At 45.5% G+C, this 23,258-nt stretch carries 19 protein-coding genes; 11 read left to right on the top strand and 8 right to left on the bottom strand.

Going from position 1 to position 23,258, the window contains the following annotated elements; all coding sequences use genetic code 11:
• Window positions 1-209: 209 nt before the first annotated feature.
• Entirely contained in the window at window positions 210-1,832 is a 1,623-nt protein-coding gene (locus tag B5D26_RS09250) for an ATP-binding protein (RefSeq protein ID WP_078745457.1), read from the bottom strand.
• 51 nt (window positions 1,833-1,883) lie between these two features.
• Window positions 1,884-2,603 (bottom strand): response regulator, encoded by a 720-nt coding sequence (locus B5D26_RS09255; RefSeq protein ID WP_078745458.1) that lies wholly within the window; start codon window positions 2,601-2,603, stop codon window positions 1,884-1,886.
• A 626-nt stretch (window positions 2,604-3,229) separates the two neighbouring features.
• On the opposite strand from B5D26_RS09255, the gene B5D26_RS09265 reads away from it, so the two are divergent.
• Window positions 3,230-6,163: a ribonucleoside-diphosphate reductase subunit alpha gene (locus tag B5D26_RS09265; RefSeq protein WP_078745460.1), complete on the top strand. Its 2,934-nt coding sequence runs from the start codon at window positions 3,230-3,232 to the stop codon at window positions 6,161-6,163.
• A 175-nt stretch (window positions 6,164-6,338) separates the two neighbouring features.
• The gene (locus B5D26_RS09270) at window positions 6,339-7,610 is read left to right on the top strand and encodes a ribonucleotide-diphosphate reductase subunit beta (RefSeq protein ID WP_078745461.1); all 1,272 of its coding nucleotides are present in this window, start codon (window positions 6,339-6,341) and stop codon (window positions 7,608-7,610) included.
• An 85-nt stretch (window positions 7,611-7,695) separates the two neighbouring features.
• On the opposite strand, the gene B5D26_RS09275 is transcribed toward B5D26_RS09270, so the two are convergent.
• Window positions 7,696-8,259 (bottom strand): nucleoside deaminase, encoded by a 564-nt coding sequence (locus B5D26_RS09275; protein WP_078745462.1) that lies wholly within the window; start codon window positions 8,257-8,259, stop codon window positions 7,696-7,698.
• Between the two features lie 172 nt (window positions 8,260-8,431).
• On the opposite strand from B5D26_RS09275, the gene B5D26_RS09280 reads away from it, so the two are divergent.
• The 3 genes from B5D26_RS09280 to B5D26_RS09290 all read left to right on the top strand — a co-directional run bounded on the left by B5D26_RS09280 (window position 8,432) and on the right by B5D26_RS09290 (window position 11,611).
• On the top strand, window positions 8,432-10,054 hold the full coding sequence (locus B5D26_RS09280; protein WP_078745463.1) for a methyl-accepting chemotaxis protein: 1,623 nt from the start codon (window positions 8,432-8,434) through the stop codon (window positions 10,052-10,054).
• 143 nt (window positions 10,055-10,197) lie between these two features.
• The gene (locus tag B5D26_RS09285) at window positions 10,198-10,608 is read left to right on the top strand and encodes a hypothetical protein (protein WP_078745464.1); all 411 of its coding nucleotides are present in this window, start codon (window positions 10,198-10,200) and stop codon (window positions 10,606-10,608) included.
• Window positions 10,571-11,611, top strand: a complete 1,041-nt coding sequence (locus B5D26_RS09290) for a hypothetical protein (RefSeq protein ID WP_078745465.1) — start codon at window positions 10,571-10,573, stop codon at window positions 11,609-11,611. Before B5D26_RS09285 ends, B5D26_RS09290 begins: the two co-directional genes overlap by 38 nt.
• 28 nt (window positions 11,612-11,639) lie before the next feature.
• Here the strand turns inward: B5D26_RS09290 and B5D26_RS09295 are convergent, their stop codons facing one another.
• Window positions 11,640-12,791 carry a MalY/PatB family protein gene (locus B5D26_RS09295; protein WP_078745466.1) on the bottom strand — a complete coding sequence of 384 codons (1,152 nt, stop codon included), beginning with the start codon at window positions 12,789-12,791 and terminating at the stop codon, window positions 11,640-11,642.
• Window positions 12,792-12,948: 157 nt separating this feature from the next.
• Between B5D26_RS09295 and B5D26_RS09300 the strand changes: the two genes are divergently transcribed.
• On the top strand, window positions 12,949-13,374 hold the full coding sequence (locus tag B5D26_RS09300) for a hypothetical protein (RefSeq protein ID WP_078745467.1): 426 nt from the start codon (window positions 12,949-12,951) through the stop codon (window positions 13,372-13,374).
• A gap of 14 nt (window positions 13,375-13,388) precedes the next feature.
• On the opposite strand, the gene trmH is transcribed toward B5D26_RS09300, so the two are convergent.
• Entirely contained in the window at window positions 13,389-14,093 is a 705-nt protein-coding gene (gene trmH, locus B5D26_RS09305) for a tRNA (guanosine(18)-2'-O)-methyltransferase TrmH (protein WP_078745468.1), read from the bottom strand.
• A 43-nt stretch (window positions 14,094-14,136) separates the two neighbouring features.
• Window positions 14,137-14,571, bottom strand: a complete 435-nt coding sequence (locus B5D26_RS09310) for a hypothetical protein (protein WP_078745469.1) — start codon at window positions 14,569-14,571, stop codon at window positions 14,137-14,139.
• A 305-nt stretch (window positions 14,572-14,876) separates the two neighbouring features.
• On the opposite strand from B5D26_RS09310, the gene B5D26_RS09315 reads away from it, so the two are divergent.
• Window positions 14,877-16,082, top strand: coding sequence for an MFS transporter (locus B5D26_RS09315; RefSeq protein WP_200810650.1), 1,206 nt, complete (start codon window positions 14,877-14,879; stop codon window positions 16,080-16,082).
• A 56-nt stretch (window positions 16,083-16,138) separates the two neighbouring features.
• Here the strand turns inward: B5D26_RS09315 and B5D26_RS09320 are convergent, their stop codons facing one another.
• Entirely contained in the window at window positions 16,139-17,773 is a 1,635-nt protein-coding gene (locus tag B5D26_RS09320; RefSeq protein ID WP_078745471.1) for a methyl-accepting chemotaxis protein, read from the bottom strand.
• A gap of 335 nt (window positions 17,774-18,108) precedes the next feature.
• Between B5D26_RS09320 and B5D26_RS09325 the strand changes: the two genes are divergently transcribed.
• From B5D26_RS09325 to ybaK, 3 genes are read left to right on the top strand one after another with little or no spacing between them, the layout of a single operon-like run.
• The gene (locus B5D26_RS09325; protein ID WP_078745472.1) at window positions 18,109-19,095 is read left to right on the top strand and encodes a zinc-dependent alcohol dehydrogenase family protein; all 987 of its coding nucleotides are present in this window, start codon (window positions 18,109-18,111) and stop codon (window positions 19,093-19,095) included.
• Window positions 19,095-19,964 carry a hypothetical protein gene (locus B5D26_RS09330; RefSeq protein WP_078745473.1) on the top strand — a complete coding sequence of 290 codons (870 nt, stop codon included), beginning with the start codon at window positions 19,095-19,097 and terminating at the stop codon, window positions 19,962-19,964. The genes B5D26_RS09325 and B5D26_RS09330 overlap by 1 nt, the downstream gene beginning before the upstream one ends.
• 34 nt (window positions 19,965-19,998) lie before the next feature.
• The gene (gene ybaK / locus B5D26_RS09335; RefSeq protein ID WP_078745474.1) at window positions 19,999-20,472 is read left to right on the top strand and encodes a Cys-tRNA(Pro) deacylase; all 474 of its coding nucleotides are present in this window, start codon (window positions 19,999-20,001) and stop codon (window positions 20,470-20,472) included.
• Window positions 20,473-20,553: 81 nt separating this feature from the next.
• On the opposite strand, the gene B5D26_RS09340 is transcribed toward ybaK, so the two are convergent.
• Window positions 20,554-21,900: a TrpB-like pyridoxal phosphate-dependent enzyme gene (locus B5D26_RS09340; RefSeq protein WP_078745475.1), complete on the bottom strand. Its 1,347-nt coding sequence runs from the start codon at window positions 21,898-21,900 to the stop codon at window positions 20,554-20,556.
• 329 nt (window positions 21,901-22,229) lie between these two features.
• Here B5D26_RS09340 and B5D26_RS09345 point away from each other — a divergent pair.
• Window positions 22,230-23,258 (top strand): Ig-like domain-containing protein (locus B5D26_RS09345; protein ID WP_143833109.1); only part of this gene is annotated, 1,029 nt, incomplete at its 3' end.

Below are 23,258 nucleotides of genomic sequence, written 5' to 3' on the forward strand. Positions count from 1 at the left end.
AAAAAGGAGCCCACTGCAAGGCTCCTTCTCAACAAGGAGAGATAAAGGATAGAACATCAAGTCTCAGCTACAAATCAACCTGCGTTCCAATTTACTGCAGACCTGATAGTACTGAATGACCGCGTGGTCTTTTTTGATATTCATCAAAAGAATGGAACCAGACCTTTAATCTGAATCAATGCTGGTTGGTATTTAGCCTAAAAGGCTGATTAATAAGCTACTTCTGTATGAAATCTAGGGAACACAAGGCTAAAACTAGCCCCTCCTAAGTCATCGCTACGACTTACAATTGCGCTACCCTGATGCCAATACATGATGCGATGTACAATAGATAAACCTAAACCGTAACCGCCAGATGCGCGGGTACGGCTGTCATCCAGCCTAGAAAATGGTGTGAACACTCTTTCCCAGTCTTCTTCTGGAATACCTGGGCCATCATCTTCTACATCTATACGCAGGCTGTCAGCTTCCATATAACAGCTGACCATAACCTGACCAGACGCATAGCGGCAGGCGTTACTGACTAAGTTTTGGACTGCACGCTGAAAATAGCGAATTTCTACCTCTGCATGATCGCCCTCGTAAGGGTTTAAGTGTCGAACCTGCAGTTTTAAGTTAGGCTTGAGTACCTGTAAACCGTCTAACACTTCTTGTACCAGTGGGAGTACATGACAAGATTCGTAGTTCAGGCTTAAACCCTCTTGTCCAAGGCGCGCATAAGTTAAAATTTCATCGACTAAACCGTCCAACTCTTGAATATCAGCGTCAATACCTTTCAACTGCTTGTGGACAAAAGGGTCTTCGACAAGGTCTTCTATCATTTGCATGCCAAAGCGAATACGTGCAACAGGAGTGCGTAGTTCATGAGAGACTGCATGAATCATCTCTTGCTGAGTACGTAGTAGCTCTTGTACTTGCTTAGCCATAGAGTTAAATGCTTTAGCCAAGCGCACAACAAAATCATCGCCCTCAACTCTTACTCTGGTACTTAAGTGACCCGCTGCGATTCGGCTTGCGGCCTGTTCTACTTTTTGCAAACGATGCTCTAGTATGCGCAGGGAAAAATAGATCCCACTACCAGAAAGTAACAAGGCAATTAAAGCAATTGCGGCCATAAGCACTAGAGGGTAAGGGTCAAATAAATTGACTGGCCCTACCTGTAAGAGACGGTTCTCATCTAAACGTGTATAGGCTATAACAGATCGACCCGATTCAATAAATACCAAAATTGTTTCATTATTGGCTAATTGCTGTTTTTGTGTACGCTCTAAGCGTATCTGATCAAAAGCCACAATTTTGATAGGGTAAGAGAAGTTTAGACCCAGCTCCGCAAGCACCTGCTCTGGCGGCTGGCTACTATTTTGAACGGTTTGTAGCAACAGCTGTACAGAAGCTCTTGCATGCTGTTCAGATAACCTTGGGATATAGGCTTGCACCAGAACGCCTTCTTCAGGGCTTAGATAACGATAAATCATAAGCTCATCTGTAGTGCGTCCATTGAGTAATAATGTTCTATTCTCAGACAATCGTCTGAGTTGCCAGTGATCAAGCCCAGAAGATGCTAGCGTAGTGGTGTTCAGCTCTATATCCAGTAGCTCGCCTGTTTCTATTAGCCAGCTTGCCCTTTTTTCAGTGGATTGCTGCTGCCAACCTCGGCTGAGTAAATAAAAGGTCCCCGAAGCCAGTTGCTCACGATACTGCTCAACACGAACATGATTGATCAGAGATGTTGCCCCTACTGCTAATATGATCACCAATAGCATAGAAAGCAGCATATGCAGGTAAACACGTATAAATATACTGTTTACACGGAAAAGATTAGACAAGTTCACAAGGGAAATCCTGAGGCAAGAAAAAAGGCAGGTTAAACCTGCCCTTTAATTTTAAACTTCCTTAACGAAAAGGTAGCCTTTACTGCGCACCGTTTTGATACGGCGTGGATGCATTGGGTCGTCGCCTACTTTGGGACGAATGCGAGAAACGCGTACATCAATGGAGCGATCTTGCCCATCGTATTCAATACCGCGCAACGCAGTGAAAATCTCTTCACGGGTTAATACCCTGCCTGCATTAGAAGCCAACAACCACAACAGGTCAAACTCTGCACTGGTCAGATCAACGCTTTCATCGTTTAACCAAGCTTCGCGCATAGCATTGTCGATGACCAAACCGCCAAACTGTAAGCGGCTGTCATCATCTGAAGCTATGGCTTCAGGCTGTTCGTTATGTGATAAGCGGCGCAACAGTGCTCTAACTCTTGCCAGTAGCACTCTTGGGCGTACAGGCTTAGAAATGTAATCATCAGCGCCCATCTCTAAACCAACGACTTGATCCATATCATCAGTACGTGCCGTCAGCATTAGTATAGGACCTGAATATTCAGGGCGAACTCGACGACATACTCCAAAACCATCTTCTCCAGGTAGCATCACGTCCAAAATGACCAGATCAGGCTTTTCCTTAAGAATACGCTCTACAGCTCGATTGCCATCACCCTCAACACTCACTTCAAAACCATTGCCGTCTAAATACTCTTGAGTCAGCGTGGCTAGGCGCTCATCGTCTTCAACGATTAATATACGGGAAGTTTCTTGTGTATCCACGGATTGCTCTCTAATTATTTTTGAGTCATCTCCTTGGCGTCGCCAAGGCTCTAAATCTGGTTGATACGTTTTCTATTGTGTGACCTCGAAAATAATAAATTTCAAGGATTTTTGTTAAAAATTTATATTCTTTATATCTTAATCAAGCAATATTAGCTTGATTTTTATGGTATTAAATCATAACTCAGCCTTAGACAAAAACAATAGAGTACTCTGTGCTGATTATCTGAGGAGGATCAATAAAAACTTTCATTTTTCTTCTGGTTTAGCTGAAAAAAAATTCTTTTTTTTTGCTTGAAATTCTTGATTCCCCTCTGCGCTATAAGCTGCAAGGTAAGTGTGCTTTTACCTCTGAAATAAACACAAGTTGTCCACAAGTTATCCACTTGCAAGAGAGGGAAAACAACATTATCTTGTGCCAACTGAAAAACAGACCCCAATATATAGGGGTTACGCACAAAACAAACTACATTTCAAGATAAGCCTTTGAAATAGCCAAAAGCTCCGGATTCTTCCGGATTTTTTTATGGTGTTGCAGCCTTTGTGACATCTAACAGTGCTTCACAACATCAGATCATAAACGAACCCACTCAACACCGAGTCACTTCGAGTTATTCGTTAGATTTATGTTGAAAGCATGGCGAACCATTGCGACACAAACCGACGAGCAGGCATTACAAGCTATGGCACAGGACAGTATGAACAACACCGCGCACAGCACTCTTCAAGTTATGAAGCGTAACAGTGATTTAGCCGTGTTTGATCCCAGTAAAATTTCCGTGGCAATGAGCAAAGCATTCATTGCTGTTGAAGGCGATAGTGCCAATGCATCAAGCCGTATCCATGAGTTGGTAGACCAGTTTACCCAAAATATCGTCGACACCTTTGTACGTCGTCTACCTGCTGGTGGCATCGTTCATATTGAGGATATTCAGGATCAAGTTGAACTGGTGCTGATGCGTTCAGGTGAGCAGAAAGTTGCTCGCGCTTATGTGTTATATCGCGAAGAACATGCGCGTCTGCGTGCCGCTAAAGAGCAAGGCATCCACAAGCCACACCCTAGCATCAATGTGACCCACTTGGATGGCGTGCGTTTACCGCTAGATTTAGGCCGTATTGAAACGATCGTGTCTGAGGCCTGTGAAGGTTTGGCGGGCGTTGATAAAAAGCTCATTCTAGACGATGCGCTGAAGAATCTATACGACGGTGTACCTGTCGATGGTGTTTCAACCGCACTGACCATGTCAGCACGCACACTGGTTGAAAAAGAACCAAACTACAGTTATGTGACAGCTCGCCTGCTACAGGACAGCTTGCGTCGTGAGGCTCTAAACTTCTTAGACGTAGCGCCAGAAGCCACCCTACACGAAATGGCAGATCTTTACCCAAAAGCCTTGATCGCTTATGTGGCAAAAGGGATCGAGCTTGAACACCTAGACCCTAAATTGGCCGAGTTTGATTTGGTTGCGTTAGGTCAGGCGATTAAGCCTGAGAACGACAACAACTTCACCTATTTAGGTTTGCAGACTTTATACGATCGCTATTTCATCCACAGCAACAATGTGCGTTATGAGCTACCTCAGGTGATGTTCATGCGAGTGGCGATGGGCTTAGCTTTAAATGAAGCCAATCGTACCGAGCGCGCCATTGAGTTTTATAACTTGCTGTCGAGCTTTGATTACATGGCATCGACGCCGACATTATTTAACTCTGGTACACGTCGCCCACAATTGTCGTCTTGCTATCTGACAACCGTTCCAGATGACCTTGAAGGCATTTATGGCGCGATTAAAGACAATGCGCTGTTATCAAAATGGGCTGGTGGTCTGGGTAATGACTGGACACCTGTGCGTGCATTGGGCTCTTACATTAAAGGTACTAATGGTAAGTCCCAAGGTGTTGTGCCGTTCTTGAAAGTAGTTAACGACACTGCAGTTGCCGTGAACCAAGGTGGTAAGCGTAAAGGGGCTGTTTGTGCCTATCTTGAAACTTGGCACATGGACGTAGAAGAGTTTCTTGATCTGCGTAAGAACACAGGTGATGACCGTCGCCGTACTCACGACATGAACACCGCGAACTGGGTGCCTGATCTGTTTATGAAGCGCGTCTTTGAAGACAAAGCTTGGACGCTGTTCTCGCCTTCAGACACCCCAGATCTGCATGACCTTTACGGCAAAGCTTTTGAAGCGCGTTATGAAGCTTATGAAGAGATGGCTCAAAACGGCCAGATCAAACTGAGCAAACAAGTTCGTGCTAAAGACCTGTGGCGAAAAATGCTGTCGATGTTGTTTGAAACAGGCCACCCTTGGATCACCTTTAAAGATCCGTGCAACCTACGTTCTCCACAACAACATGTCGGTGTCGTGCACTCTTCAAACTTATGCACAGAGATCACGCTGAACACCAACCGTGATGAAATTGCGGTTTGTAACTTAGGCTCCGTGAACTTAGCGCAGCATGTGACCGAAAGCGGTGAACTGGATGTGGATAAAATCCGCAACACCGTCACGGTTGCGGTACGCATGTTAGACAACGTGATCGACATTAACTACTACGCAGTGCCACAGGCGCGCAACTCGAACCTGAAACACCGTCCAGTAGGTTTAGGCATCATGGGCTTCCAAGATGCGCTTTATAAGATGAAGACCCCTTATGCGTCTGAGGCGGCTGTGATCTTTGCTGACCGCTCAATGGAAGCGATCAGCTACTTTGCAATTCAAGCCTCTAGTGACTTAGCCGCTGAGCGTGGCCGCTATGAAAGCTACGAAGGTTCACTCTGGAGCCAAGGCATTCTACCGCTGGACTCACTGAGTAAGCTGGTTGAAGCCCGTGGCGCACAGTTTATTGAAGTGGACACCAGCAGCACATTGGCGTGGGATGAACTGCGTCAGCAAGTGTTGGCTCAAGGTATGCGTAACTCAAATGTGATGGCTATTGCGCCAACAGCGACCATCTCTAATATCTGTGGCGTGTCTCAGTCGATTGAACCGACCTATCAGAACCTATACGTCAAATCGAACCTATCAGGTGAGTTCACCGTGGTGAACCCTTATATGGTGCATGATTTGAAAGCGCGCGGTCTGTGGGATGAGGTGATGGTCAATGACCTGAAATACTACGATGGTTCTGCACAGCCAATCGATCGTATTCCAGATGACCTAAAAGAGCTGTATGCCAACGCTTTTGAGGTTGAACCTCGTTGGTTGGTAGATGCTGCAAGCCGCCGTCAGAAGTGGATCGATCAAGCGCAATCGTTGAACCTGTATATCTCAGGTGTTAACGGTAAGAAGCTGGATGTGACCTACCGCATGGCGTGGTTCCGTGGTCTCAAAACCACTTACTATCTCCGTGCGATGGGCGCGACCAGTGTTGAGAAATCAACGGTCAGTCGCAGCACGCACAACGCGGTATCGTCTAGCATTGAGCCTGTTGCCGCACCCGTTGCCGCGCCAGCACCTGCACCGAAACCCGTTCGTGATGAGTTTGAACTGGCAGGCGAAGGCGCAGCTGTGCCGCTGGCTTGCTCAATTGACAATCCAGATTGTGAAGCTTGTCAGTAGTCGCAATTTGATTCATACCATCGCCTGTCCTAGATAGGCGATGGTTTTGAAAGCAAACAAGGACTGTTTGCCACAGCACTTTTGGTATCGAAAATGTTGTGGCAAGCAATACGCTATACTGTACATATCATCAGACACCCCTTGATGACACGCTTATTTTGAAGAGGTAAAAACCATGCTGAGCTGGGACGAATTTGATACTGACGACACAATCGTTGCCGAACCCAAACCACAGACTGTTGCACAGCCAAAAGCCGCGCCACAAGCTGCCGCCAGCTCACCTGCACCTGTAGCATCGGTTGCTCCAACCGTTCAGGCTGCACCGACTCGTACTTATACGGCACCAGCGACCGATGCTGTTGCCCGTGCCAAAGAAGCCGTTGCCAGCATTGATGTTGCACCGGGACTTGAAGATTTGGAAATGGGCGCTGCCCGTATCCAAGTAGATGACAAGCGCATGATCAACTGTCGTGCTGATTTAAATCAGTTGGTGCCTTTCAAATATGACTGGGCATGGCAGAAATACCTTGATGGCACTTCAAACCACTGGATGCCACAAGAAGTGAACATGAATGCCGACATCGCCTTGTGGAAAAGCCAAGATGGTCTAACCGAAGATGAACGCACCATAGTGATGCGCTCTTTGGGTTATTTCTCAACTGCGGATTCTCTAGTGGCCAACAACTTAGTGTTGGCGGTTTACCGCTTAATCACTAACCCAGAGTGCCGCCAATATCTGCTACGCCAAGCCTTTGAAGAAGCGATTCACACCCACGCCTACCAATACTGTGTAGAGTCTTTGGGTATGGATGAAGGTGAAGTGTTCAACATGTACCGTGAAATACCTTCTATCGCTAAAAAAGCGAGCTGGAGCTTGAGCCACACGCATTCACTGTCGAACCCTTATTTCACCACTGGCACACCAGAAACCGATCAAGAGTTGCTGCGCAACCTTATCGCATTTTACTGCGTAACTGAAGGTATCTTCTTCTACTGTGGTTTCAGCCAGATTCTGTCTATGGGTCGTCGTAACAAAATGACTGGGGTTGCCGAGCAGTTCCAGTACATTCTGCGTGACGAGTCTATGCACCTGAACTTTGGCGTTGATGTGATCAACCAGATCAAAGCGGAAAACCCACACCTATGGACGGCTGAGTTCCAACAGGAAGTGATTCAGATGATTCTGGAAGGCACCGAGCTTGAAATTGAATATGCCCGTGACACCATGCCACGCGGCGTATTGGGTATGAACGCTGGCATTATGGAAGAGTACTTGCACTTTATCTGTAACCGTCGTTTACAGCAGCTAGGTTTGAAAGAACAGTTCCCAGGCGCGACCAACCCGTTCCCTTGGATGTCTGAGATTATCGACCTACGTAAAGAGAAAAACTTCTTTGAAACCCGTGTCACTGAATATCAAGTCGGCGGCTCACTGAACTGGGATTAATCTCCGTTTAAAGGCGCTCGGCATCAAGTTCCCACCTCTGTCCTGATAGGTTGATCAGCTATCGGGGCAGAGTTCTCTGGGCCATTTATCTCATCCCCTCCCAATGCTTCACCACCTTCTGCCGCATTTGATCGGCATTCACCTCAATACACTGCTGTGCAAAACGCGACCAAAAAAGATCCACTCGCGCTGGAGCAACCGACACTTGCTGCGCCAAATTTGCCCAAGCAGGCGGTAAGTGATGCCGATGGGTCAATAATCCGCCAACTGCATCTTTTGCCAAATAACGTACACGGCCAATGCCCGAAAGCAAAATACGCCCCGTACACATCACACAAGGTTCTAAGCTGACATAAAGCGTTAAGTTTCTGCGATTCAGATGAGAGAATTGGTTTTCCAATAGGTCAATCAGCTCCATCTCGGCATGACGTTGGCTTTGATAATCCCCCTCAACAAAGACTTGATTGCGGCTTTCGCAAACCAGCTCATTTTCAGCATTGACAAACACCGCGCCCACGCCATAACAGCCTTGTTCAATCGCCAAGAGCGCTTGTTGACAGCAGCGCTTTGCCCATAAATCATCTGGCTGCTCACAGCTTGGTGCTAAATCAATCTGCTCATTTAAAGGTTTAATGTTAGCTCCTATCATGACGCGTGCTCCTTTCAGATGATTATGCTAGGAAATGTCACTAAAAAAGTGCAAATACTCAGCTTGTATAATTGTTTCGCTCACAGCACCTAAGTTACAATTTAGTTACATAATTAAAATAAAATTACGGCAGCAAAGACCACCCACTCACACTATAAAGGATTGCAGATCAATGGAGATCCGTCATTGGCCTATCGCCCGCAAGTTAACATTGTTAATTGGGTTGTTGTTCACCACGCTGATGTTAATTGAGTCGAACTCACTCTATCGACTCTATCACGAACTACTAAGCGCTCGAAAAGCTCAAGTACAAGAGCAAGTGCAGTCTGCTTATAGTTTGGCAGACCATTACTACAAGCAGATTCCTGCTTTAGGAGAGGCAGAGGCCAAATCTCAAGCTTTAGCCGCAATTGCGAGTTTACGCTATGGCAAAAATGGCTATTTTTGGATTAACGACTTAGAGCACAAGCTTGTGATGCATCCAATCAAAAGTAGTTTGATTGGTAAAGATATGACCAACGCTAAAGACGCTTCAGGCAAGCTGCACTGGCAAGAGATGGTACAGGTGGTGAAGACTCAAGGTGAAGGTTTTGTAGAATATACCTACAAAGGCCCACAGTTTGATCAGCCGAAAGACAAAGCCTCTTATGTCAAAGGCTTTAAGCCTTGGGGCTGGGTGATTGGTAGCGGGGTTTATCTCAGTGATGTAGCGGATATCTTCTGGGCCGCATTCTGGGAGTCTGCAATTTTCCAACTGATCTTAATGTTAGTGGCTTTTTTGGGTAGCTGGAAGATGGTCTCCTCTATCACCAAACCATTGCAAAGCATGTTGCAAACCGTACGTTATATTGCCAGCGGAGACTTAACTCATCAGATTAAACTGGATCGAAAAGATGAGCTGGGGCAGTTGGCAAAAGAGGTTGATCTGATGACCTCGACGCTGAGAAACACATTGCAAGAGGTCGAATTAGCCGCAGACCAGTTACGGACACATACAGGTGAGATGCGCTATAACACTGAAGAAACGCGCTCTGGTATGGATCGTCAATTCCATGAGGTAGATAAGCTGGCCTCAGCTATGACCGAGATGTCTTCTACTATTCAAGAGGTGGCGCGTCATGCGGTTGAAACTGCTGAGACCACTCGTAGTGCTAAAACCGAAGCAAGCCAAAGTGTGCAAGAGCTGAATAAAACGGTTGATGCAATTGCACAGCTGGCTCAGCATGTTGGGGCAGCAAATTCAGTGATTGGTCAGCTAAGCGAGCAAACGGATCAAATTGGCAATGTGATTGAAGTGATTCGAGGTATCTCTGAGCAAACTAATCTATTGGCGCTGAATGCTGCTATTGAAGCGGCCCGTGCAGGTGAAGCGGGTCGAGGTTTTGCGGTTGTAGCAGATGAGGTACGTAACCTTGCCAGCCGTACACAAGGTTCAACGGTTGAAATTCAAACGATTATTGAACAGCTTCAACTGCGCGCTTTGGATGCCACTGAATCTATGGGGCAAAGTGCAGATCAAGCGCAACGCAGTGTAACCCAGATGAACCACACGGGTGGCGATTTAAACAGCATTGTGCAACACATCAATAACGTGAACGATATGAGCACTCAAATTGCCTCTGCGGCTGAGCAGCAAAGCTCTGTTGCAGAAGAGATTAATAGCAACTTGTTGGGTATTCGCTCAATTTCTCAAGATGTTCTGGAGCGATCAGCAACAATTACCCGTAGTAGCCAAGAGATTGCCGCAATGGCTGATGGTCTACGAAGCCGACTCAGTCGTTTTAGCTTAGGCTGAGTCATATCATATAAAGACGATGAAAAGGGGGCTTTAAAGCCTCTTTTTCATTAACCCACCTTAACAACTCGGGTATGATCTATTTTTTAAGTTGATAATACAGCTCATTAGCTTATCTATCGTGAATCCTTTTAAGGTGTTTTATGCAGGTCTATCGGGTTTATCAGCACCCTGTGCAAGGTTACGCAGCATTGGTTTCAGGCTTTAACTGGTCTGCCGCCATATTTTCTATGCTCTGGACAATGGCAAACAATTTATGGGGACCTAGTTTTATTCTATTGTTAGGTTATGGCTTCTGCTTGACGGGCGTTATTGTTGGTATGCAGATGAACCTGACATTGCTGGCATTAACTTTTCTGGCTATTGCAGTTTTTTTACCTATTTGGTCTGGTATGAGTGCAATGACATGGCAAGAGCAAAAGCTGGCGAAACAAGGCTATCGATTAGTCCATAAAGTAAGAGCGCAGTCTGCACAAGGTGCAATTCAAACTACACAACGTAAGGCATCGCCTAAACATGCCTCAACTAAAACTGGCCGTACCACCGCTCGATAGATCGAGTGCAAAACTTATCATCTATGCTTATGTGGGCTTTGTGCTCATTACTCTTTGCTCTGTATGGTCTAATGACGTCTATGCAGAAGAAAATGCCCAACCGCCTCAGATCAGAAGCGTCTTCTCTTCTGGAGTGGCTCAAAGCCGAAATTTATTAGGGCAAACGGCAGCTTCTATTGGTATTGGTTTAGACTCTCTGTTTGGTTCTCCTGATCGTTCGCAGCAAAACGAAAGTACACTGATTTTACAGTCAGGCTTTTTCTTTGATGATGTTGAAGCATTCAGTTTATTTAATCGTTTTTCTTTTCGTGCAGACTTACCTTCTACCACTGAAAAACTACAGCTTTTTGTGCGTGGTCAGCAGGAGGAGAGTGTTTCTGAGGTTCAAACAGTTAGCTCGAATAGCCTAAATGGGGCTACGGCTATAGACCGCTCCATAAAAGCCAGTAATGCAGGGATATTCATACGCTATATTTATAAACCTGAAGATCATATGTGGCAAACGACCCTTGATACAGGCTTTGCATTTAGCAATTTTGCAGTTGAACCTGTCAGTTATCTGCGGGCGGGTCGTAACTATCAAATGAATGAATGGACATTACGTCCTGTGCCCAATCTCTCATGGAGTGAGAGTGTAGGTGTGAGTTACGGTTTAGCTTTGCACGCTTATCGAGAGTTAGACCGTATTACTTCTCTGCAAAATAGCAATACTTTCAGCCATGTAATCAGTAGCGATACAAACTATTACAGTCATGGTTGGCAATTGAATAAAACATTCAGCTCTAATCTTAGGGTGGTATACAACTTAACGCTGACTAGTGCAGACGACACGGCTCATTTTATTGATACCTTTGAGCTGTCTGCCACTCTACGGCGTAGGGTTCAGGGTGAGTGGCTATTTTTTAGTGTGACGCCTGCTGATCGGCGTAAGGCGGAAGACCAGTTTACACGTGACTTGAGTCTAACTTTACAGTTTGATGCTAAATTTGGAACCCAATACTGAGTATTGGGTTCCTCAGTCCAAAAAGTGATTAGCTTAATACTTGATCTAAACGTGTTAGTGCAGCGAGTAACTGTGCTTTTGGGCAACCGAAGTTCAGCCGTGCAAAACCTGGACAACCAAAGTCACTACCTTCTGACAAAGCAACGCCTGTTTCTTGCAACAGCCACTGTGCTGGGCGTTCAATTTCATAAGCCCGTAAATCAAGCCAGCCTAAGTAAGTAGCTTCTGGTGCTGTGAATTTAACCTGCTGTTTACTTTTAGCCCAGTTTGTCAAAATTGTGAGATTTTCTTTTAAGTACTCTCGCAGTGCGTCAAGCCAAGGTTCTCCCTCTCGATAAGCGGCTTCAGCAGCAACAAAACCTAAAATATTCACTTCAGGCATAAAACCTTGAATAGAACGTTTGAACTGTTTGCGCAGTATAGGATTTGATATTACGGCAGCGGAGCAAGCTAGACCTGCAATATTAAAAGTTTTGCTCGGTGCCAATAGGCTGATGCAGCGGTCGGCAATTTGCTCATTTAAGCTGGCCATCGGGATATGCGCTTGCTCAGATAACACTAAGTCGCAGTGAATCTCGTCAGAACATAAAAGCAACTTATGTTCCAAGCAAAAATCCGACAGTTGCTCCAACTCTTCACGGGTAAAAGCTCGGCCTGTTGGGTTGTGTGGGTGGCATAGCATAAACAGTTTAGTTTGCGGAGTAATCTGTTGCGCCATTGCGTCGAAATCCAGCTGCCAGCCTGAGCCTGTTTGATCAGGCTTCAGCATTGGAACCGCTTGTAACAGCTGTTGATTTCGCTCCGCTAGCTTTAGAAAAGGTGGGTAAACAGGAGTATGGGTCATTAGTGCACTGTCTGGACTACCAAACGCCTTAGCTACAGCGTGAAGTCCACAGACTAAACCGGGTAGCCAAACAATCCACTCCGGCTCAATTTGCCAATGATAGCGACGTGAATACCAGTCACAAAAAGCTTCGGCAACATCTGTTGATTCGTGCCCATAGCCATAAACTTGTTCAGCCACCCTTTTTTGTAATGCTGTCACCACTGAAGGGGGCGATGCAAAGTCCATATCAGCCACCCACATTGGAATGACATCTTGGTTAGCGTATTTTTGCCATTTGATACTGTCACTGTGCTGGCGGTTTAAAATTTGGTCAAAATCAAATGGATTGCTCATGCGCAGCCTCTGTTTCAGGTTTGATAGGAAAGAAGATTATGATCTGCTGTGCCTAAGGTGATATATCCTAGTTTTAAGGTCAACAATTGTTATACTGAGCCACAATTACTCACTGTATAACTGATTAACACTTTCTGACGGTTGATGGATTTTTGTGATGTCGACAATTCCCACTGAATATTACGGTTTAAACCGTTGGTTTACCTTAGCCCAAGGCGATGAAGCTTTGTTGGTGCGTATTTTAGCAGATACAGCAGGCTTAAAAGGTTGGCTACCTCGCCCTTTGCATGACCAACTCAATGGTGCTGACCTTAAAGTGGTGCTGGCAAGTGAGGGCTGTGCAGGTTTTGAAACTGCCGCAGTTTATTTACTCAGTCAAATGCCATTGTTTAAAGGGCCTGAGACAGAGCAAGAGTGGCAGTATTGGCTTATACAGTGGGCTATTATCTATAAACAGAAAACGCCCGCTGAGCAAATTGACCTACTACCAGAGCGTTTTCAACGTGCGCAAGCAGAGCTGGTTTTGCAACAGCTGAATCAAAATAAGGCTCACCTTGAGATTCCAATAACAGCTTTGGATTAGCCTTTTATTTGGGGTTATTTGTTTGTTTCAGTCCCAATGCTTGCCTCTAGTACTTGCTTGTGCCAATTAGAGGCATCTGCCACATCCCCTTCGTCATCTAGTTCTGGATATGGCAGTTGGCGCTGCTGGCAAAACTCAGCTACTTTGGGCTGCGCCCATTCAAAAAGGGTTTTTTGATAAGTTATAGTATCTAAACGACACTGATCATACAGACCCTTTTCATCTCGCTGACGTTGCGCTTCTGCCAAAATAATCGCAGCTGCAACTGAAACATTAAAAGAGGACACCATCCCCATCATTGGCACAATAACATGCTCATCGGCTAGTTCTGCGGCTTCAGCACTGACACCTTCTAGCTCAGCCCCTAATAACAGTGCGCAAGGTTGAGTGAAATCTATTTTCCGATAATCTACAGCTCGGTCAGAAAATGTGGCGGCGATTACTTTAAAACCTTGTTGTTGTAGTTGTTGAATTGGTGTACTGACTTCATCATAAATGTTTACACCTAACCATCGATGACTGCCTTTTGCTGTACCGTGATGTGTACCATAACCATCCATAGGACGTGCAGAGTGTATTTGATGAATACCTACGGCGTCGCAGGTACGAACAATTGCTGACAGATTACGTGACTTATGTACATTATCAGTAATCACCGTTAGGTCAGGTTGCCTACGGTTCAGCACTTGCTGCAACTTGAAAAAACGTGCCTGATTCATCATATATCCTTTCAATTTATAGACTGACTAAACACTTGCTCAGTTAGGAGTGAGTGGTTTCAAAGTTCACTCCTAACATTAGCAAGAAGAGTGATAAAACAGACTGTACCAACAATACTAACTGTAGTTGTTGACTACGTTTTTGTGCTCCGCGCCAATTTACACCGCGAATTGCCTGCATAAGATCCACTTTTCGTAGCCAAAATGATGGCAACAATGTGATCAACAAAAGAGATAAACAAGCCCATAGCCACCAATCTGTATTAGGCAAATATTGGTACAAAGCCACAAAAGCCAGAGCAATAGAGATCAGTGATAACCATTGTTGTAGCATTAATGCTTGAGTTCTGAAAGTGAAGCGAGCATCAGGGCTACGCAGTGCAGGGTGGAAGAATTCTAATGCTAATACCAGTAATGCACTGACCAAAACCGCAGAGTTAGCAAAAACAAAAGCAAAAATAGGTAGAGAAAGGGACAAGTCATATTCCTTGGGTGCCAAAGGTGAACCGCATAGATTGGGTTAACCGCTTGAAATTTCAAGCTTAAGTGTTGATTAGAGCAATGTGTAAACTAAAACTCACGCTATTCTTTTAATAAAGGCAATTCAGCACCTGATCATTAATTTAACGTTAAGTGCTAGACAGCCTATCTCTAGCACTGCATCATCCAGAATAATAAAAACAATCTCTCCTGCTTGAGCACCTTTCAAGTCTATTTCTGCAAAGTCCAAACCTTTGACATTCAATTACAAATTATCAGGGTCTAAGCTCTGTGGAGATGTTTGTGTCTGACTTTATTTTACCGAACGATTCTGCGTTTATTCGTCGAAGTGAGCCGCTGTTTTGGCGCGCCAGTTTAGCGTTATTCTGTGGAGCTTTTGTTACTTTCGCCAACTTGTACAGCACTCAGGCTCTGTTACCTTTACTGGCAAAAAAATTTTCCATCTCGCCTGCTGCTGCCAGTTTAAGTTTGTCAGTAGCAACCATAGCTCTGGCAGTATCGCTACTTTTTACGCCGAGCCTGTCTGATCGTTTAGGACGTAAAAGTGTTATGTTAAGTTCACTGGCGCTGACCTCTCTGTTAGGTTTTGCTGTCACTTTTGCTGAGCACTACAGTTTACTTTTGCTATTACGCGCTTTACAAGGTGCCAGCTTGGCGGGCTTGGCTTCCATCGCAATGACGTATGTGAGTGAGGAGTTTTCTAATGACTGTCGTACCTTAGCAATGGGCTTGTATGTCAGTGGCACTGCTGTAGGCGGTATGACTGGGCGAATTATTACAGGCAGTTTAACCGAATATTATGGTTGGGAAACTGCATTACAGGTTCTGGCGTTTGTCAGTTTGATCTGTACGCTGCTATTTGCTTTCATGCTGCCTCAATCTAAACACTTCTCGGTACGCACCTTTTCAATACAGGGGCTGTTGAAAGGCTTTGGTTATCACTTAAAGCAGCCTGATCAGCTTGGCCGCTTTATACATGGTTTTCTATTAATGGGGGGACTGGTCAGCTTATATAACTATGTAGGGTTTCGTTTGAGCACCGCGCCTTATTTGCTCGGTGAGAGCCAAATTGGCTGGCTATTCAGTATTTATTTGTTAGGTATTTTTAGTTCAACTTGGTTAGGCAGTAAAGCAGATCGTCACGGCCATCGTAAGGTCTTGCTTTACTCTATAGCCATGATGTTAATAGCTGTGCTGCTCAGTTTAAGCCCGAATCTTTTACTTCTTATATTAAGCTTAGGTCTTTTTACATTTGGCTTTTTTGGTGCACATTCTATTGTCAGTAGCTGGACTGGGCTGGTGGCTAAATCATATAAGGCACAAGCATCGGCACTTTATTTACTGTTTTACTATGTAGGTTCAAGTGTGATGGGGGTTGTTGGCGGCTATTTCTGGAGTCACTGGTACTGGCCAGGAGTTGTCGCTTTGGTGACAGGGTTAGTGTTGGTCAGCGGCTTTATTGCTTGGATGAGCCCAAAAGAGGCTTAAGCTATAACTTGAGAGCTTGGATAATCTAAGCTCTCAAGCTTGTCTTCTGATGTTGACTAGATCTTAAACTGGCGAACCAATGCGTGTAGACGATCTGATTGGTTAGCTAATTCATCGCTGGCATGACTGACTTGCGAGGTTGATTCTGAAGTCATCTGAGACAAGTCAACTATATTTACTACGTTGCGATTGATCTCTTCTGCGACCAAAGATTGCTCCTCTGCTGCACTGGCAATCATATCGTTCATATCCCGAATAGACTCTACGGCAAGCAAGATACTATCCAATGAGGTGCCCGCCTCCGTAGCAGTGGTGACAGTTTTCTCTGTTGATATAAGGCTGTTGTCTATTGAGCTGACAGCCTCAGCTGCGGCGCTTTGTAGCTGTTGAATCATGCTTTGAATTTCATCGGTACTTTGTTGAGTACGTTGTGCCAATGTACGTACTTCATCTGCTACTACCGCAAAACCTCGGCCTTGCTCGCCTGCTCGTGCCGCTTCAATTGCAGCATTAAGCGCCAATAAGTTAGTCTGCTCAGCAATGCCTCGAATAACATCTAATACAGTACCAATGTTTTGGCTGTCGCTGCGTAAACGCTGAATCACAGTAGCAGAGCCTTTAATTTGCTCAGATAAAGTACTAATGGCTTTGATGGCATTTTCTACGCGCACTTTACCTTGCTTGGCCTCTTGGTCTGCACGGTTGGCAGCGCTGGCTGCTTCACCTGCATTTTGCGCCACTTCATGTACAGTAGTTGCCATCTCATGAATAGCGGTTGCCACTTGGTCAGTTTCTTTGGCTTGCTGATTGGTATTACGTGTCCCCTCTTCTGTAATAGAAGACAGCTCTTCCGCTGCTGCTGATACAGAAGACGAAGCTTGATTCACCTGAATCATCACTTGATGCACTTTTTCTGCAAAGGCGTTGAAATAGCGGGTTAGCCCAGTAATTTCATCATTGCCTCGCACTCTCATACGCACGGTTAAATCACCGTCACCTTCACTAATGTCTTTTAGTGCATTAACTGTTGCTACTAATGGGCGAGTAATACTACGGGCTAATAAACTGCTAATAACAACGAGTATCGCCATCAATATGGCAGCAGAGGTCAACACTGATATGGCCTGTTTCCAGAACTGGGCTTCAATATCATCAATGTAAACCCCAGTCCCTACCGCCCAACCCCAGTTGGTATAAGCTTTAGCATAAGAGAGTTTAGGGACTGGTTTATCACTACCTGGGCGATTCCAGTAATAATGCTCACTGCCCTCACCGCTCTTACGTAGCTGTTGTCCTAGTGAATCAAAAAAACGACTACCCTTAACATCTTTTGTTTCAGTTAGATTTCGCCCAATCATCGAGGCCGTTGGGTGCATCAGAATCGTATTATTCAGGTCCTGCACCCAAAAATAATCTGTCGTGTTAAAACGCATAGATTGGATACGTTCTAATGCATTTTTTTGCGCTTCAGCTAAGGTGAGTTCCCCTTTTATAACGCGCTGATCAAGATCGGCCACCATGCTGACCACAGACTCTGTTAGGTGGCGAATTTCGGTATGTTTAAGCTCAGTAAAACTGGCACGTTCTTGTTTTAAAACAATAAATAGCATTAATGCCATGCCTATAAAGGCCAGCAATAAAATGAGCCATATTCTTTGTTTAATCGGCAAGCGACGAAATAATGTTTCCATAGGATCCTCAAGGGAGTTTTCTCTGTAAGCTAATGCGCGTCATTTTTTGCCGATGTCTTTTTATAGGTATGGCTCGGCTTTATTTGGTTAGGCTTGCAAATAACAAACCTATACCATGTAGTAGGCGCGCATTTAATAGGTTTATCTGATACATATCAATAAAAATGCCGTGTTATTAAGTGTCAGAATGTAACCGTAAAGATTAAAGGGGTTTTTGCTTTGTACAGAAAAAAGAGCTTCAATTATTCAATGGAGCTATTTGCTCAATTGAAAGCGCAGCTTTAACCCGCCAGAATACAAGCTTCTTGCACCTCTAACCTACTTAAGGAACTCTCATGAAAGCGATGGTTATCAATCAGTATGGCGACACTGATCAGTTTGTTGAACAAGAGATGCCAATGCCAGAGATTCAGGCAGGTCATGTCATTATTAAAGTAGCCGCCAGTAGTGTGAATCCATTGGATACCAAAATTCGCGCTGGTTTGGTGCAAGCCAACCCTGCATTTCCTGCCATTTTGCACGGTGATGTCGCAGGAATTGTCACAGAAGTGGGCGAAGGCGTTGAGCGGTTTGTGGTGGGAGATGAAGTCTTCGGCTTTGCGGGCGGCTTAAAACAGTACCAAGGTGCTTTAGCCGACTATATGTTAGCTGACGCCCGTTTATTGGCGAAAAAGCCCAGCAACTTAGCCTTTGCAGAAGCTGCAGCTCTGCCCGTTGTATTTATCACCGCATGGAAGGCCTTGGTTGAGCGTGCTCAAATTCAGCCAGGTGACAATGTATTGATTCATGCAGGGACAGGGGGCGTTGGTCATATTGCTATTCAGCTAGCGAAATGGGCGGGGGCAAATGTGTTCGCCACAATCTCTAGTCCAGAGAAAGCTGCAATTGCCCGACAGTTGGGAGCCGATGACACCATTAACTACCGTGAAGAAACCGTTGAGCAATACGTGCAACGCTGCACCAATGGCAAAGGTTTTGATATTGTTTTTGATACAGTTGGCAACGATAACATGGATCGCTCTTTCCAAGCGGTGCGTGTCAGCGGCACAGTAGCAACCATTGCGGCTCGCTCTACCCATGACCTGTCAACTTTGCATGGTAAAAATTTAACCCTGCACGTGGTCTTTATCGCAACACCACTGCTTTATGGACAAGACTTTGACGGCCAAACCGAAGCATTAGAGGCACTGACCAACTTAGTGGAAGACGGCTATATTCGCCCACTGTTAGATGAGCAAGTCTTCAGCTTTGAAGAGGTAGGCTTAGCACATCAACGGGTTGAATCGGGTTTGGCTTTAGGTAAAGTGGCTTTGTTACGCTAATGGACAACAGCTTAAGTTTTGAAAGCCTATTACTGATCAAAATTGCGGTATCGGTGGCGACCGTGATAGGTCTGTCATTGATCGCCGAACACGTCAGCCCGCGTATTGCGGGCTTACTGTCAGGCTATCCTTTAGGTACGGCGATTGCCCTGTTTTTTATCGGTTATGAAATCAGCCCTGAGTTTGCCGCAGAAGGGGCAGTGTATACCCTCGCAGGTTTTGCCAGCACCTTAATGTTAACCACGGGATATTGGTTGGGTATCAAACGTCTAGCCGTCGGCACCAAGCATAACACCACAACTCAGACCCCAGACCAACAAGGCCGCTGGTTAGAGGTATTCACCGCGTCCGCTTTAGGTGTTGTGTGTTTTGTATTGTCAGGGCTGCTGATCAAACTGTTACCCCTAACATTGCTGACCGCCGCCTGTTTACCTGCCTTGGCAATTTTGGCCTGTATTTGGGGATATCGGCATATTTCTGAAAGCCAAGTGGGTAAAAAAGTGAAAATGTCAGTTTCGGTATTGCTGTTTAGAGCGGTGGTTGCCGCTTTAATTGTAGTGCTGATTACGGGTGCTGCACATTGGGTACCGGCAGCAACGGCTGGTGTTTTGGCCGCGTTCCCCATTTCCATGTTCCCTTTTTTGGTGCTGATGCACCGAACGTATGGAGCCGAAAAAGCCTTAACGGTGATCAAACATTACCCGACTGGCTTAGGTTCGTTAATGGTTTATGCGACCTCGATTGCATGGTGTTATCCAAGCTTAGGTTTGCTATGGGGTACGTTATTGTCCTTTGTGTTTTCAACCTTGTATCTGTTGATTGCACCACCCTATATAGACCGTTTACGTGCTTATTTGGTCAATCGCTGAGGTGATCAGTACTATTTAGAATAAAGAGGTTTGAATGACACCTGCAATTCGTCTAGCCAAAAAAATGGCGATCCGTTTTGAAGTGAAAGAGTATCAGCATGACCCTAATAGCGGCGCTTACGGTGAAGAAGCTGCCAAAGCCTTAGGGCTATCGGTGACCGAAGTATTTAAGACACTGTTGGCACAAAGTAACGAAGGCAAATTAGTGGTTGCGGTTGTGCCAGTTGCGGGCACTTTAGATTTGAAAGCGTTAGCAAAAGCAGCGGGCTGTAAAAAAATGGAGATGGCCAATCCTGCGCTTGCGGAGAAAACCACGGGTTATGTGGTTGGGGGTATCAGCCCTTTGGGGCAGAAGAAGCGCTTACCGACCTTTATTGATCAAAGCGCACAAGCCTTAAGCCAAATCCATGTCAGTGCAGGTAAGCGGGGATTAGAAATAGCGCTGGCTCCGCAAGATCTACTCACCCTGACACAGGGACAATGGGCTGAGATTGGTCGGGTAGATTGAGCCTTTAAATAAAAGCCGCCACAAAAAACCGGAGCAGGTGATACCTCTCCGGTTTTTTGTCTTACTCGCTAAAATACCCCGTTAGAATTTTGGCAAGCGCGCCAAAGAAGCTTTGATGGCTTCTTCTGGGTAGTCGTAATCTTCCAGTTCACCTTTAAAGTAACGGTCATAAGACACCATATCAAAATGGCCATGACCTGAAAGAGTGAACAGTAAAGTTTTCGCTTCTCCGGTTTCTTTGCAACGCAGCGCTTCATCCACCACCGCCGCAATGGCGTGATTCGATTCAGGGGCTGGAATAATACCTTCCGTGCGGGCAAATAGTACCCCCGCCTCAAAAGTTCTGATCTGGCTAACCGCACGCGCCTCTAATAAACCTTCATGGTACAGCTGACTGACCAACGCAGAGTCGCCATGATAACGCAAACCACCTGCATGAATGCCCGGTGGCATAAAGTCATGACCTAGCGTGTACATTTTGGTCATTGGCGTTAACCCAGAGGCATCACCAAAGTCATAAGTGTACTCACCCTTAGTCAGGGTTGGGCAAGAGGTCGGCTCTACGGCAACAAGGCGTACATTTTTACCCGTTGCGTTATCCGCTAAGAATGGGAAGGCGATACCACCAAAGTTAGAGCCACCACCACAAGGGGCAAAGACCATATCCGGATACTCACCCACCATTGCCAACTGCTTTTTGGCTTCCAAACCGATCACGGTTTGGTGTAGCAAAACGTGGTTCAACACAGAACCTAACGCATAGTTGGCCTCAGGGTTTCCTGCGGCTTCTTCAACGGCCTCAGAAATGGCGATACCCAAAGAGCCTTGTGAATCAGGGTCTTTGGCTAAAATGTCACGACCCACTTGCGTTAAATTGGTTGGGCTGGCGTGTACCTCTGCCCCCCAAGTTTGCATCATCAAACGGCGATACGGCTTTTGGTTATAACTGACCTTCACCATGAAGACACGGACATCTAGGCCATACATTTGGCCTGCCAGTGCCAACGAGCTACCCCACTGACCCGCGCCAGTTTCAGTAATTAAGCGCTTCACCCCTTCCATTTTGTTGTAATAGGCTTGTGGAATCGCTGAGTTAGGCTTATGCGAGCCAGCCGGACTGACCGACTCGTTTTTATAGAAAATCTTACAAGGTGTACCCAGTGCCTTTTCCAACGCAAATGCGCGCACTAAAGGTGTTGGACGCCAAGTGGCGAGTTTCTCACGCACTTCATCCGGAATCTTAATCCAGCGTTCAGCAGAGACTTCTTGTTCGATAATGCTGTTTGGGAAAATGGCTGACAATGCGTCTGGGCCAATCGGTTGACCATCAGGCCCTAAAGGTGGGGTTGGCGCATTTGGCATATCCGCCACCACGTTATACCAGTGGGTCGGAATCTCATGCTCCGGCAACCAAATCTTCTTATCCATGTATCCTCCGTTATGACTCTTGCGCCCGCTTCGGCTGGCTTTTAACCTCGGGTTAAGGTGAATTAAGCTCTAATTGAAAGCAGAGAATAGCTCTGCAAAGGGGCTGACGCTGAGTTTAACCGTTCTTGTCGATAGACCAAAGCGCTTGTAACTTAAGACTTTTCTGTGCAGCTAGCTTGGTATCAATAGTAATAGCCCTATTAAGTACTTATCTATATCTCTAAAAGTTTCATCTGAGTTTAACCTTAATGCCTTGAATAGAACAAAAGCTCTATGATTAAATGCGGTAATAATGCTTATGGATTGACTGTTTAACGGAGATATATCAAATGGCAAACTCAGAAGATAACAATGCAAACCAGGATGTAAAAAGTGTTAATGATGATGCATTGCTTTTTGATGAATCGACTGTTTTAAGTCGATCAGATGAAACCCAAAAGGAAGATGACGAAATTGATGCATCTGAACTACTGGGAAGTGCCGAAGAATCAGGCAATGAAAATATTCAAACAAGTCTGTCAGATGATATAAGCCTTGATACCCAAACATTCGAGAGAGGTACTGTGAGTTCTGAAGAACTCACAAGAATGACTGGTGCTCAATCGGAAACTATTAGTATAGATACTAACCGAGACAGTAGCGATGGTAGTAGTGCGCCTATTCCTGAAATATCTTCTGTTAGTCCAAGAGCGACTTTTAATGGATTAGATAATGAAGCTGCTATTACAGGTGAAAGCTCAAGTGCAACTACAAATCAAGTCTTTAACGTACAACCCTCCAGCCCCCCTCCTGTAGAAAGTTCTGTTGCTGCTGAACCTCCTTTAGATACAACAGGTGGTATAGAAGCTGAAGATGAAGCAGATGCCGAACCTCCCTTAGATACAGATACAACGGATGAAGAAGCTCCTACTGAACTTGTCGATACTCAAGTTGATGCCAGCATTACCATCGACCCAATCACAGGCGATGATATCCTCAATGCTACAGAGGCCGACGCAGTTAACACCAGTATCACAGGTACAGTCGGTGGTGATGTGCAAGCTGGAGACGTTGTTACACTTACTGTTAACGGTAATGACTACACAGGTGAAGTGTTCAAGAACGATGCGGGCAACTTGGTCTATAAGATTGATGTGCTCACCGATGATCTTGAAGCAGATAACAGTATTGATGCGCAAGTGACCGCCACCGATAGCGCGGGTAATAGCATCACCGCAGAAGCAGATCGTGAGATTGGCGTAGATACCGACATCGCAGCCAGCATTACCATCGACCCAATCACAGGCGATGATCTCCTCAACGCTACAGAGGCCGACGCAGTTAACACCAGTATCACCGGTACAGTCGGTGGTGATGTA

The sequence above is a fragment of the Oceanospirillum multiglobuliferum genome, from assembly GCF_900167095.1.
Classification (GTDB): domain Bacteria; phylum Pseudomonadota; class Gammaproteobacteria; order Pseudomonadales; family Halomonadaceae; genus Oceanospirillum; species Oceanospirillum multiglobuliferum.